Annotated in this window: 10 protein-coding genes; 1 reads left to right on the top strand and 9 read right to left on the bottom strand. The window is 46.8% G+C overall.

Annotated features, from left to right (window positions below; genetic code table 11):
• Nucleotides 1–2 precede the first annotated feature (2 nt).
• The 9 genes from ACWHAR_RS13240 to ACWHAR_RS13200 all read right to left on the bottom strand — a co-directional run bounded on the left by ACWHAR_RS13240 (nucleotide 3) and on the right by ACWHAR_RS13200 (nucleotide 11,927).
• Entirely contained in the window at nucleotides 3–1,337 is a 1,335-nt protein-coding gene (locus ACWHAR_RS13240; protein ID WP_032876404.1) for a nucleotide sugar dehydrogenase, read from the bottom strand.
• Between the two features lie 264 nt (nucleotides 1,338–1,601).
• A complete protein-coding gene (locus ACWHAR_RS13235; RefSeq protein ID WP_032876401.1) occupies nucleotides 1,602–2,882 on the bottom strand; it encodes a M28 family peptidase in 1,281 nt (426 codons plus the stop codon).
• 168 nt (nucleotides 2,883–3,050) lie between these two features.
• Nucleotides 3,051–4,343: a phosphopyruvate hydratase gene (gene eno / locus ACWHAR_RS13230; protein WP_007409956.1), complete on the bottom strand. Its 1,293-nt coding sequence runs from the start codon at nucleotides 4,341–4,343 to the stop codon at nucleotides 3,051–3,053.
• A 27-nt stretch (nucleotides 4,344–4,370) separates the two neighbouring features.
• Nucleotides 4,371–5,906, bottom strand: a complete 1,536-nt coding sequence (gpmI, locus tag ACWHAR_RS13225) for a 2,3-bisphosphoglycerate-independent phosphoglycerate mutase (RefSeq protein ID WP_032876398.1) — start codon at nucleotides 5,904–5,906, stop codon at nucleotides 4,371–4,373.
• Nucleotides 5,899–6,660 carry a triose-phosphate isomerase gene (tpiA, locus tag ACWHAR_RS13220; protein WP_003151618.1) on the bottom strand — a complete coding sequence of 254 codons (762 nt, stop codon included), beginning with the start codon at nucleotides 6,658–6,660 and terminating at the stop codon, nucleotides 5,899–5,901. The genes gpmI and tpiA overlap by 8 nt, the downstream gene beginning before the upstream one ends.
• A 25-nt stretch (nucleotides 6,661–6,685) precedes the next feature.
• Nucleotides 6,686–7,870, bottom strand: a complete 1,185-nt coding sequence (locus ACWHAR_RS13215; RefSeq protein WP_032876395.1) for a phosphoglycerate kinase — start codon at nucleotides 7,868–7,870, stop codon at nucleotides 6,686–6,688.
• Between the two features lie 322 nt (nucleotides 7,871–8,192).
• Entirely contained in the window at nucleotides 8,193–9,200 is a 1,008-nt protein-coding gene (gap, locus tag ACWHAR_RS13210) for a type I glyceraldehyde-3-phosphate dehydrogenase (protein ID WP_003151611.1), read from the bottom strand.
• A 33-nt stretch (nucleotides 9,201–9,233) separates the two neighbouring features.
• Nucleotides 9,234–10,268 (bottom strand): gapA transcriptional regulator CggR, encoded by a 1,035-nt coding sequence (gene cggR, locus ACWHAR_RS13205; RefSeq protein ID WP_032876392.1) that lies wholly within the window; start codon nucleotides 10,266–10,268, stop codon nucleotides 9,234–9,236.
• Between the two features lie 264 nt (nucleotides 10,269–10,532).
• Nucleotides 10,533–11,927 (bottom strand): sugar porter family MFS transporter, encoded by a 1,395-nt coding sequence (locus tag ACWHAR_RS13200; RefSeq protein ID WP_032876389.1) that lies wholly within the window; start codon nucleotides 11,925–11,927, stop codon nucleotides 10,533–10,535.
• Nucleotides 11,928–12,183: 256 nt separating this feature from the next.
• Between ACWHAR_RS13200 and ACWHAR_RS13195 the strand changes: the two genes are divergently transcribed.
• The gene (locus ACWHAR_RS13195) at nucleotides 12,184–13,272 is read left to right on the top strand and encodes a GntR family transcriptional regulator (RefSeq protein ID WP_032876386.1); all 1,089 of its coding nucleotides are present in this window, start codon (nucleotides 12,184–12,186) and stop codon (nucleotides 13,270–13,272) included.
• The last annotated feature ends 16 nt before the right edge of the window (nucleotides 13,273–13,288 follow it).

The raw sequence follows: 13,288 nt of genomic DNA, 5'->3' as shown, positions 1-13,288 counted from the left end.
CCTTATAAAGTGACAACTCTGCAATTGTCGGCTGATTTTTCCTTGCATACATTTCTTGTGTCAAAGATAATCGGTGAGGCATCCTTCAAAATACTGTAGTCGATTACATCGTGATCTGTATGAATGATGATGACGTCGTACTGATTGATTTGTTTTTTTGTGAAAGGGACAGATTGTTTGCGGCTTCCGTCATTCAAGCGGATCTCGCTGATAAACGGATCATGATAATCAATCGCGCATCCCTTGTCCATCAATTCTTCCATTATCGTAAACACTGAGGATTCACGCGGGTCATTTGTATTTTTTTTATAAGCGGCCCCTATTATTAAGATGCTGCATTTGTCTTTGCCCGCCAGTTTCAAAGCATAGTCAGAGACAGAAATCGGCATGTTAGAATTGATTTCGTCCGCCAGATCAATTAATTTTGTCTGCAGCCCTTTTTCATTCGCGATCCATTTGAAGTAAAAAGGATCAATCGGGATACAATGGCCTCCGACTCCGGGGCCAGGGATAAATTTTTGAAAGCCGAACGGCTTCGTGTCCGCCGCGCAGATGACTTCCCATATATCAATATCGAGTTCACGGCAATTAAGCGCCATTTCATTGATAAGAGCTATATTGACATAACGATAAGTATTCTCTAGGAGTTTAGCTGTTTCAGCTACTTCGGGTGAGGTGACCGGGTGAATGCTTGTAACAATGGTGCTGTAAAACGCTGAGGCAAGTTCTGTGCAAGTCTGTGTGGTTCCGCCGACTACTTTAGGAATATCTGAAACTTCATATTGCCTGTTGCCCGGATCGATTCTTTCCGGAGAATAAGCCGTAAAAAAGTCTGTTCCTATTTTCATGCCGCGGCTTGATGCCATTCTGTCGGCAATCTTTTTTTTCGTTGTTCCGGGATAGGTGGTGCTTTCTAAAATTAAAAGCTGATGCTGCCTTCCATAAGCGATCATGCTGTCAACTGCACTGTCGATGTAGGTTAAATCGGGGATCTTGTCTTTTTTGTTCAGGGGTGTCGGCACACATATCACAATGATGTCGCATTTTTGGATGAGCGACATGTCGGCGCTGATTTGAAAGCGTTCTGTTTGTAAAGCCGAGTTCAGTCTGCCGTCCTCTATATCTTGAATATGGCTGCTTCCGGCGGCTAACAAGGAAACCTTTTCACTGTTTTTGTCGAATCCGATCACATTGTATCCTTTATCGACACATTCCAGCGCAAGAGGAAATCCCACATATCCCATGCCTAACACGCCTACTATCGCCTGCTTCGTTTCAATCAGATGTAACAGCCGTTTTTGACCAAGGTTGCTGGCTTCTTTTGTGACAGTATTCATTTTTCGCCCCCTAATAGATAGAAAAGAGTATTGTTTTTTACAATTTAAAACAAATATCGATCGATATCGCAATTATAACAAAAGTTAAAATTTGATAAATGAGTTTTACATCCTTTTGTGAATTAGGTATTATCTATTTATTTTTCTTTTATTTGTAAAGTAAAATCCTGTTAAATGGTATATATCTGGTAACGAGTGAGAAAATCTCCCTTAATTGATAGAATATACAGAAAATAATATAAAAAACAGGCCGAAGCCTGTTTTTTATTCTTTCATTGCCTCAGTTACTGCTGCGGAAACGAGTGCCCCGGCTTTCTCTAGCCGTTCTTTGCTGATGTGTTTCATATTATCATTCTCAGTGTGGTACCAGGGCCCCGGCTCCTGTGTATCGGGGCTGAGCCAAATCCAGTTAGCCGACGGAATCCCCGCTTCATAAAAAGAGACATGGTCTGAGTAACCGAGCTGAATCAGGTTTGGCTTGACCAACCGGGATTTTTCAGCGGCTTTTTCAGCGTACCGGACACTCGGGTTTTCCCTGCCGTCAGGAGTCGTGACACACATTTGACTCGCTTCTTCCCAGTCAGTCGCAATCATATCGGCATTAAAATTGGCCTGGCTGTGCTTTCTTTCATTGTTCGTGAGTGTACTGACGTAATAAGATGAACCCGCAGACCATAATTCTTCTGCACCGAACAGGATAAAGCGGATCTCTTTGTCTTTCGGTATGTGTGTCAATTGCTTGCTGATTTCCAGAACGGCAGATGTGCCTGAGGCGTTATCATCCGCTCCGGGCGCGCCTTTTACGCTGTCATAATGCGCTGTGACATAAATAATATCAGCATCAGAAGGGTCGGCCTGTGCCGCTTTGCGCGTTCCTATGATATTTTGTGAGGTGCGGTTTTTATAGTTTTTAAATTGAATGACTGCCTGCTTTTCCTGCAGCAATGCTTCACCGTCTTCTTTTTTCATACCCGCTGCCGGTATCGTGATTCCTTTATCGGTATGCGGACGGACGGCGAGCGGTTTTGTTGTCTGATTATAAATAATGACTGCTTTGGCTCCCGCTTGTTCGGCATGTTTGATCTTTTGAGAAACGGGGATCTTTCCTTCGCGTATCACTGCAATTTTTCCTTTGGCTCCTGTTACGTCATTGCGTGATCCGCAGCCGCCGTCAAAAATCCCGCCTTCTATTTTGAGCTCTTTTTCAACAGCGGATTGATCAGCGGAGCGGAGCGGGAATTCATGATCTCCCGCTGTGACTGAACCTGAAAAGTACTTTTTCAAAGGAAATGATTGTACTTTGACACTGGCGCCCTGAGCCCGCAGACGATTCGATATGTATTCAGCCGCTTCCTTTTCTTTCGCAGTTCCGGTTTCCCGCGGACCGATGGTTTCACTCAGATCACGCATAGTGTCCAATGCCTCATCAGCATCAAAAACCGGCGCGGTCACAGTTGAATAAGCATGAGTTTCGGACAGCGGCCCGGCAGATGCGCCCCATATGACGCTTGCTGCCACCGCGGCTGACATAAATGAAAATTTCATCATAATCCCTCCTCTTATTAACACCTCTTCCCTTTCGATTGAAGAACACTGATTCCTTTAAAAAGGGGGAAAATGAATATTATTGACCAAATGAAGATGGAGAAAAAGGAGGGAAAAGCCCGGGACCATAAAAAAACGCCGGGAGATATTCTCCCGGCGTCCATTCCATTACTTATTTAAGTTATAGAAAGAGTTGATACCGTGGTATTGAGCAGTTTCAGCCAACTGATCTTCGATGCGAAGAAGCTGGTTGTATTTCGCAACACGGTCCGTACGGGACGGAGCACCTGTTTTGATTTGTCCTGCATTAGTTGCCACAGCGATGTCAGCGATTGTGCTGTCTTCAGTTTCACCGGAACGGTGAGAGATAACGGCAGTGTAGCCCGCGCGTTTCGCCATTTCGATCGCATCGAATGTTTCAGTCAATGTACCGATTTGGTTTACTTTGATCAGGATAGAGTTGCCTACGCCGTTTTTGATACCTTCAGCAAGCTTTTTCGTGTTTGTAACGAAAAGGTCGTCACCGACAAGCTGAACTTTTTTGCCAAGACGCTCTGTAAGAAGTTTGTGGCCTTCCCAGTCGTTCTCGTCAAGTCCGTCTTCGATAGAGATGATTGGGTATTTAGAAACCATTTCTTCGTACCAGTCAACCATTTCAGCAGATGTTTTCACAACACCTTCGCCAGACAGATGGTATTTGCCGTCTTCTTTGTTGTAGAACTCAGAAGATGCAGCATCCATAGCAAGCTTCACTTCTTCGCCAGGTTTGAAGCCGGCTTTTTCGATTGCTTCAACGATTGTTTGAAGCGCTTCTTCGTTAGAACCAAGGTTCGGAGCGAATCCGCCTTCGTCACCTACAGCTGTGTTCATTCCTTTAGCAGAAAGAACTGATTTCAGGCTGTGGAAGATTTGAGCGCCCATGCGAAGCGCTTCACGGAAGTTAGGCGCACCTACAGGCATAATCATGAATTCTTGAATGTCTACGTTGTTGTCAGCATGCTCTCCGCCGTTTACGATGTTCATCATCGGTACAGGAAGCGTTTTTGAGTTGAATCCTCCAAGGTATTGGTAAAGAGGAATCTGTAAGAAATCAGCAGCTGCGCGCGCACAAGCCATAGATACACCAAGGATTGCGTTCGCACCGAGTTTGCCTTTGTTTTCAGTTCCGTCAAGCTCGATTAAAAGCTGATCGATTGCGTTTTGTTCAGTTACGTCAAAGCCGAGAAGCTCTGGAGAAATGATTTCGTTTACGTTGTTAACAGCAGTTAACACGCCTTTTCCAAGGTAACGGTCTTTGTCGCCGTCACGAAGCTCAACCGCTTCGTATTCACCTGTAGAAGCTCCGCTTGGCACTAATGCGCGGCCGAAAGCTCCTGTTTCTGTATATACTTCAACTTCAACTGTTGGGTTGCCGCGTGAGTCAAGGACTTCGCGTGCATAAACATCAACAATGTATGGCATGAGTTTGTCTCTCCTTTTGATTTACGCTTATTTTTGAATTAAAGATGTTCCGGTCATTTCTTTCGGTTTTTCAACACCGAGAAGGTCTAATAACGTTGGTGCGAGGTCGCCTAGGATTCCGCCTTCGCGCAGCGTCACGCCTTCTTTCGTCACAATGACAGGGACTGGGTTTGTCGTATGGGCAGTGTGCGGTTCGCCTGTTTCTGTAATCAGAATGTCCGCATTACCGTGATCAGCGGTAATGATGGCATGTCCGCCTTTAGCGATGATGGCGTCAACCACTTCGCCTAAGCATTCGTCCACTGCTTCAATTGCTTTAATCGTCGGTTCGACCATTCCGGAGTGGCCGACCATGTCAGGGTTTGCAAAGTTCAGGATGATCGCGTCGTGCTTGTCAGCCGCGATTTCTTTTACAAGAGCATCCTTCACTTCATACGCGCTCATTTCAGGCTTCAGGTCATATGTCGCGACCTTCGGCGAGTTAATGAGGACGCGCTCTTCGCCCGGGAATTCTTCTTCGCGGCCGCCGCTCATAAAGAACGTAACGTGCGGATACTTTTCAGTTTCTGCAATGCGAAGCTGTTTTAACCCGTGCTGTGCTAATACTTCACCGACCGTATTGTCAAGGTTTACCGGTTTGAAAGCCACATATCCGTCAACAGATTCACTGAAGTGAGTCAGGCAGACGAAATACAGGTTTTTCGGATGATTTTCACCGCGGTCGAAATCGCGGAAATCTTTGTTGGTAAACGTGTTTGAAATCTGGATGGCGCGGTCCGGTCTGAAATTATAGAAAATCACAGAATCGCCGTCATGAATTTTCGCAACGGGTTCACCGTTTTCTTTTGTGATGACGGACGGAATGACGAATTCATCATGAATGCCGTTCGCATAAGAATCGTCGACTACATCCATCGCGCTGCGGTAAGACGGGCCTTCGCCGTAAGCCATTGCGCGGTACGCTTTTTCCACACGGTCCCAGCGTTTGTCGCGGTCCATGGAGTAGTAGCGTCCGGAAATGCTGGCGATTTCGCCGACACCGATTTCTTCGATCTGCTCATTCAGCTGCTGAATGTAAGTTTTCGCTGTTTGCGGACCTACATCGCGGCCGTCGAGGAAACCGTGAATATACACCTTCGTCAGTCCTTCACTTTTCGCAAGCTTCAGCAGCGCGAATAAATGATTGATATGACTGTGTACGCCTCCGTCAGAAAGAAGGCCGAACAGGTGCAACGCTTTGTCGTTGTCTTTCGCGTTTTTGATGGCGTCAAGGAACGTTTGATTGCGTTCAAATTCGCCTTCGCGGATGGCAACGTTCACGCGTGTTAAGCTTTGGTACACAATACGTCCTGCGCCGATATTCAAATGACCGACTTCAGAGTTCCCCATCTGTCCTTCAGGCAGTCCGACTGCTTCGCCTGATGCCGTCAGCGTCTGATGAGGGTATTGGTTCCAATAACGGTCGAAATTCGGTTTTTTCGCTTGTGCGACTGCGTTTCCGACTGTTTCATTGCGTAATCCGAACCCATCAAGAATGATGAGTGCAGCTGGTTTTTTACTCATATTGACCTTCCTCCAATAATTGAACGAATGACTGCGGTTCAAGGCTTGCGCCGCCGACCAAAGCACCGTCAATATCGGACTCTGCCATATATTCTTTAATATTTGCAGGTTTTACGCTGCCGCCGTATTGAATGCGGAGCTTGTCAGCAGTTTCCTGGCTGAAGCTTTCAGCAACGACTTTACGGATATGCGCGCAGACGTCGTTAGCATCTTTCGCTGTAGAAGATTTGCCTGTTCCGATTGCCCAGATTGGCTCGTACGCAATAACGGAAGCGGCAACTTGCTCTTCAGAAAGACCCGCAAGACCTTTTTTCACTTGATCGGCAACAAGATCATTTGTTTTTCCGGCTTCGCGCTCTTCAAGCGTTTCACCTACGCAAATGATCGGCACAATGCCGTGTTTGAAAGCAGCATGCGCTTTTTTGTTAACTGTTTCATCAGTTTCAGCGAACATTTCACGGCGCTCAGAGTGGCCGATGACGCAGTAATCCACGCCAAGGTCTTTCAGAGCGACCGGGCTGATTTCACCTGTGAACGCACCGTTTTCTTCAAAATGCATGTTTTGGGCGCCGACTTTCAGGTCAGTTCCTTTAACAGCAGAAGTCAGCTTTTCTAAGAAAAGAGCTGGTGCGCAAACGACGGCTTCCGCTTTGTCTGCTGCTGGAATGGAAGATTTCACTTCTTCAACGAAGCTGACAGCTTCGCCGAGTGTTTTGTTCATTTTCCAGTTACCGGCTATAATTGGTTTTCTCATCTGTTCCACTTCCTTATAGCAGTTTTTATTTATCGTTCAGCGCAGCTACACCTGGAAGCTCTTTGCCTTCCATGAATTCAAGGGATGCGCCGCCGCCTGTTGAGATATGGCTCATTTTGTCAGCAAGGCCGAATTTTTCAACGGCTGCCGCAGAGTCTCCTCCGCCGATGACAGAGTATGTATCGTTTGCCTCTGCCAATGCTTCAGCCACTGCTTTTGTGCCTTGAGCGAACAAGTCGATTTCGAATACGCCCATCGGTCCGTTCCATACGACAAGTTTGCTGTTTTTGATAACTTCAGCATACGTTTCGCGGGTTTTCGTTCCGATGTCGATCGCTTCTAAATCACTTGGGATCTCAGAGATCGGCACGATTTGAACGTTTGCATCGTTAGAGAAATCATCAGCAACGAGAACGTCTTCCGGCATATAGAATTTAACGCCTTTTTCTTCCGCGCGGTCCATGAATGATTTTGCAAGTTCGATTTTATCTTCTTCAAGAAGAGATTTACCGACTTCATAGCCAAGCGCTTTTACGAATGTGTAAGCAAGACCTCCGCCGATGATCAAGTTGTCCACTTTATCAAGCAGACTTTCGATTACGCCGATTTTGTCTTTTACTTTCGCGCCGCCGATGATTGCCGTAAACGGGCGCTCAGGATTTGTCACGGCTTTGCCGAGAACGTCAAGCTCTTTTTCCATCAGGAATCCTGCAACCGCCGGCAGATGCTCGGCAATTCCGGCTGTAGATGCGTGAGCACGGTGGGCAGCACCGAATGCGTCATTGACATATACATCCGCAAGCTCAGCAAATGCTTTAGCAAGCTCAGGATCGTTTTTCTCTTCACCAGGGTAGAAACGTACGTTTTCCAATACAAGAACGTCTCCGTCCTTCATATCAGAAATTTGTGCTTTTACAGCATCGCCGTAAGCTTCATCCGCTTTTTTCACTTCTTTGCCGAGCAGTTCGCCTAAGCGTGCAGCGACAGGAGTTAAACGAAGCTCCTCAACCGTTTCGCCTTTCGGGCGGCCTAAGTGGCTCGCAAGAAGGACTTTCGCGCCTTGGTCTGCAAGGTGTTTGATTGTTGGAAGCGCAGCGCGGATACGAGTATCGTCTGTTACTTCCCCGTCTTTCATTGGAACGTTAAAGTCAACGCGGCAGAATACGACTTTGCCTTTTACGTCGATGTCTTTTACTGTTTTTTTATTCATGCCTTAGGAGATCCTCCTTCAAAATGGTTTGCATAGCACGAAAAACGTGAAACGTGAAACCGCCTCATGATGCTTCCGCCGCGGGGGCAGATTGCAGCTTCCGGGCACGGGGCAGATCGTCTTCTGAGCCAGGGCAGGCGGCTCAGAAAACGAAAGTGCCGCGGAAACTTCAAAACGCGGACGTTCTGCAGCAATCCGGCGCTTTCTGAAAGCCGGTTCTCATGGAAAAAGGGAAAGGGAGTCCGTCCCCTTCCCTTGTCCGCTTTCATTATAGCGTTTCTGTCCGAAAGAACCAAGTCCGGCCCTTTCCGGGAGCTATGAATTAAAGACCTTGTTTTGCGATGTAAGCTGCAAGGTCAACAACGCGGTTAGAGTAGCCGCTTTCGTTATCGTACCAAGAGATTACTTTTACCATGCTGCCTTCCATAACCATTGTAGAAAGAGCATCGATTGTAGAAGAGTTAGCATTGCCGTTGTAGTCTCCGGATACTAATGGCTCTTCGCTGTAGCCAAGGATTCCTTTAAGATCGCCTTCAGCCGCTTCTTTAAGAGCTGCGTTTACGTCTTCAGCCGTTACGTCTTTGTTAAGTTCAGCAACTAGGTCAACAAGAGAAACGTTTGGAGTCGGCACACGCATAGCTCCGCCGTTCAGTTTGCCTTTCAGTTCAGGAAGAACAAGGGAAACTGCTTTAGCAGCACCAGTTGATGTAGGAATGATGTTTTCAGCTGCTGCACGCGCACGACGGTAGTCTTTGTGCGGAAGATCAAGAATTTGCTGATCGTTTGTGTAAGAGTGAACAGTTGTCATCATACCGCGTTTGATGCCGAATTTGTCGTTAAGTACTTTTGCAAACGGCGCAAGGCAGTTTGTTGTGCAAGATGCGTTAGAGATAACATGGTGGTTAGCCGCATCGTATTTGTCTTCGTTAACACCCATAACGATTGTGATATCTTCTTCGTTAGCAGGTGCAGAGATGATAACTTTTTTCGCGCCTGCTTCTAAGTGTTTCGCAGCGTCTGCGCGTTTTGTGAAGAAACCAGTAGATTCAACTACGATTTCAACGCCTTGTTTGCCCCAGCTGAGTTTCGCAGGATCGCGCTCAGCAGAAACTTCGATTGTTTTGCCGTTAACAACAAGGTTGCTGCCGTCAACTTTAACTTCTGCATCTAATTTTCCGTGTACGGAATCATATTGTAAAAGATGAGCAAGCATGTTAGCGTCTGTTAAATCGTTAACCGCTACTACCTCAACTTCAGGATTGTTTAATGCTGCGCGGAATACGTTACGTCCAATACGACCAAAACCGTTAATACCGACTTTTACTGCCATGATTATTTCCTCCTTTAAATAAGTGAGAGATATTTATATTGAGGGACTGTTATCCCTTAATAACTTCTTTGCGGCTCCTTCGTCCGTGACGAGAACCGTGTTTCGCTGCTTTTTAAAATAAGCTTCGATTGCTTCTGCTTTTGATGATCCGCCCGCTACCGCGATAATGTCGGGAATGGCATCGAGGTCATCGAGCTGCATTCCGACTGAATGCACCTTGTGAACGACTTCTCCGTCCGCATTAAAGTAGTAGCCGAATGCCTCTGTCACCGCATGATTGTCATCTATTTTCTTCAAATCTTCCAAAGGCGTGTTTCTTCGCTCCGCCATTGTTCTAGCTTCGCCGATTCCGTGAACGAGCATACTCGCTGATTTAATCGTGTGAAGCACCTCTTTTACGGAAGGTTCTTCAATAATAGATGAGTAGGCGCCTTGTGACAGCTGTCCGGGAACGAACAAAAGCCGATAAGTGCCTGAAGCCTTTTCCGCCATATGCGCGCATATGGTGTTCGCCTGGTTTTTCACATCTTCGCCTAAACCGCCTCTTGCGGGCACAAACAGGAGCTCGCGGTTTTTTGAATCCGGCGTCATCATATCGGCGACGGCTTCAATTGTCGTACCGCCGGTTACAGCGACGATATTTTTGCCTGAAAATCTCTTTTTCATACATGCAACGGCCGCTCTCCCTAATTCTTTTTTGACCCAAGGAGATTGGTCGCTGTCTCCGGAAACGATAATGGCGTCTTTCAGATTAAGCCGCCCTTTTAATGTCTTTTCCAGAAGCGTCAATCCTAAAACATCCTTCATCGTATCTTCCAGAATCGAAAGCAGTGAATAGCCCTCTTCCGTCATTGTCATGCCGTTTGTTTTAATATCGATGAGATTCTGTTCTTTCAAAAACTGAACCTCGCTTCTGAGAACGCGCTCGGTCAATCCGAGACTGGCTGCAAGACTTCTGCGGCCGATCGGTTCGGTAAGCCTGATATACTGCAAGATTTCAAATCTTTTCTGCATCACAAGCAAAAGATCAGGCAATAATTTTTTTTGAGCTTGTATTAACTGGTTCATGACTCAAACGTTCCTTCCTATTCATACTGGACAAAAAATGTCCCGCTATGACAAAAAACGTCCCATCATAGCCAAAAAAAATTATGTCTGCTTTCTTTAATTATTTTAACAGGATGACATTGTTAATTCAACTGTTAAAGGTCAATTCCTCGACATTCTTCGCAGGGTTTTCCAGTATCTCCTTGATACAGTCATTATATACAGAAACGGAATGAAGGTGACAGACAAAAGCCCGCCGGAGCAGACTTTTGTCGTAAAACGCTTTCATTTTATCCAGAGTTTTTCTATTTCTTCTAATGATTTATTTTTCGTCTCAGGGCAGATCGTCACGACAAACAAGAAACAGAGAATATTAATGACGGCAAATATCCAGAAGGTGTACGCGAGCCCTAACCCGCTGATCATCATCGGCACGAACTGGCCGATCGCCCAGTTGGCCCCCCATAAGAATATCGTCGCAATACCGGCGGCGCGTGCGCGGAGGTGGTTCGGAAAGATTTCCGAAATCATGATCCACGTAATCGGCCCGACTGACACGCAGAAAGCGGCGACGAATCCCAATATGATGACGACTAAAGCCGGACCGCTCGCCAGCTGAAAATAAAAGGCTGCCCCGATTAAGATCATGAACAGCGCCATAAAGGCAGATCCGACCCCCATCAGCTTTTTCCGGCCTACTTTATCCACTAAAAGAACGGCGATGACGGTGAAAATCACTTCGACGACACCGACGATGCATGTCGTGATAAACCCCGCATTCTGTCCGAAGCCCATCATTTTGAAAATTTCCGGCCCGTAATACGTAATTGCGTTCATGCCGATGACCTGATTGAATAAAGCCAGCAGAATCCCGATCACAAGCGCTTTTCTCAGCCCCGGTTTAAACAGCTGAGACAATGACCCCATTTTTTCTAATTGCAAAGACGTTTCGATTTGTTTGATTTCTTCTTTCGCGGTCTGCTCGCCGTTAATGCGCGTCAGCACGGCGAGGGCTTCATTCCGGCGCCCCGCTTTCGCAAGCCAGCGCGGACTTTCCGGCACGATAAGCAGCACGATAAAAAAGATGACGGACGGAATCATGCCGTAAGCGAGCATCCACCGCCAGCCGGTGTGCACCCCCCATTCATACGAGCCGGACTGCTGGACGGCAAGGTTAATAAAATAAGTGCCGGATATCCCTAATATCGTAAACAGCTGATACAGTGAAGACAGACTGCCGCGTATGGCCGGCGGAGCGGCTTCGGTAATATACGTGACAGAAAGCGAGGAGCCCATGCCGATTCCCAGACCGCCGATGACTCTGGCGATCACTAAGGAAGACACACTTTGAGAAAGCGCAGAGACAACCGCTGACACCGCAAACAACAGCGCCGCTGCCATCAAAATCTTTCTCCGTCCGAAACGGTCACTCAAAAATCCGGAAATCCCGACGCCGAAAACACCGCCGATCATAATGCTTGAAATCACGAGCCCTTCCATAAAAGGACTTAAGCGGTACAAATCTTTCAGGAAACCGATGGCGCCGGAAATCACCGCCGTGTCATAACCGTACAAAAGCCCTCCCAGTCCGGCCGCGCATGAGATGAGAATGACAAACCACTTGGAATGCTGCCGAGTGACAGGTACATTTGAGCCAATTGGTGCCGGGTGATTCTTCATGAATTTTACCCTCCCGCGAAAAATAGAATAAAAACGCTTACAAAACAGAGTGCGGCGCTTGATGTTGCTTTGTTTTCTTCAGAACCGCCACATTTGTACGTACTTATAAAGAATTTTATCTAAAAATAAGGAAAATTAGTACGTACAAATAAAGAATAAGCAGTTTTTCATAATCTGTCAATTATTTTTACAGCTTGATGAAAGGGCTTACTATGTTATACTGGAATTTGTCCGTATACATTTTGGAGGAATTGATATGCTACCGAAATATGCTCAAGTAAAAGAAGAAATTTGTTCATGGCTGAATCAGGGAAAAATACAGCCGGACGAAAAGCTGCCTACGGAAAATGAGCTGATGCAGCAGTTCGGCGTCAGCCGCCATACCATCAGAAAGGCGATCGGAGATTTGGTCTCGCAAGGGCTGCTGTACAGCGTTCAGGGCGGAGGCACCTTTGTCGCTTCACGCACGGCGAAATCAGCCATGCATTCAAACAAAACGATCGGCGTCATTACAACGTACATATCAGACTATATTTTTCCGAGCATCATCAGGGGAATTGAATCTTATTTAAGCGAACAGGGCTATTCCATGCTGCTGACGAGCACCAACAACAATACAGAAAGTGAGCGGCGCGGCCTTGAAAACCTGCTGTCCAAAAATATAGACGGGCTGATTGTCGAGCCTACAAAAAGCGCGCTGCAGACGCCCAACATCGGCTACTATCTCAATCTGGAGAAAAACGGCATTCCGTTTGCCATGATTAACGCCTCTTATGCGGAGCTGGCCGCCCCGAGCTTTTCCGTCAATGATGTCAAAGGCGGCATGATGGCTTGCGAATACGTCATGTCCCTCGGCCACACGCACATTATGGGAATCTTTAAAGCGGATGACACGCAGGGCGTCAAACGGATGAACGGCTATCTTCAGGCGCATCGGGAGCGCGGGATTTTCCCGTCTCCGGACATGATCGTGACTTACACGACTGAGGAAAAAGAAACCGTGCTTCTCCAAAAAATTAAGCATACCCTTGAGCAAAACAGCGGATCATACCCGACGGCCATTCTTTGCTACAATGACGAAATTGCGCTGAAGACGATTAATCTTCTCAGGGAAATCGGGTTAAAGGTGCCTGATGACGTATCGGTCATGGGCTATGACGATTCACATTTCGCCCAGATTTCCGAGGTGAAACTCACCTCTGTCAAGCATCCGAAATCCATTATGGGGAAAGCGGCGGCAAAATATGTCATCGACTGCTTAGAACATAAAAAGCCGAAGAAGGATGACGTCGTGTATGAACCGGAACTCGTCATCCGGAATTCAGTCAAGCGGATCGGCGAATAAAAAAAGCAATGTGCGC

The organism is Bacillus sp. LR--39 (assembly GCF_053613335.1).
Note: the sequence above shows the minus strand (reverse complement) of the source record. Positions and strands in the feature narration are given on the sequence as shown.

Coding starts and splice junctions, on each gene's coding strand:
- ACWHAR_RS13240 (WP_032876404.1), bottom strand. CDS start 1,337: ATGAATACTGTCACAAAAGAAGCCAGCAACCTTGGTCAAAAACGGCTG.
- ACWHAR_RS13235 (WP_032876401.1), bottom strand. CDS start 2,882: ATGAAATTTTCATTTATGTCAGCCGCGGTGGCAGCAAGCGTCATATGG.
- eno (WP_007409956.1), bottom strand. CDS start 4,343: ATGCCATACATTGTTGATGTTTATGCACGCGAAGTCCTTGACTCACGC.
- gpmI (WP_032876398.1), bottom strand. CDS start 5,906: ATGAGTAAAAAACCAGCTGCACTCATCATTCTTGATGGGTTCGGATTA.
- tpiA (WP_003151618.1), bottom strand. CDS start 6,660: ATGAGAAAACCAATTATAGCCGGTAACTGGAAAATGAACAAAACACTC.
- ACWHAR_RS13215 (WP_032876395.1), bottom strand. CDS start 7,870: ATGAATAAAAAAACAGTAAAAGACATCGACGTAAAAGGCAAAGTCGTA.
- gap (WP_003151611.1), bottom strand. CDS start 9,200: ATGGCAGTAAAAGTCGGTATTAACGGTTTTGGTCGTATTGGACGTAAC.
- cggR (WP_032876392.1), bottom strand. CDS start 10,268: ATGAACCAGTTAATACAAGCTCAAAAAAAATTATTGCCTGATCTTTTG.
- ACWHAR_RS13200 (WP_032876389.1), bottom strand. CDS start 11,927: ATGAAGAATCACCCGGCACCAATTGGCTCAAATGTACCTGTCACTCGG.
- ACWHAR_RS13195 (WP_032876386.1), top strand. CDS start 12,184: ATGCTACCGAAATATGCTCAAGTAAAAGAAGAAATTTGTTCATGGCTG.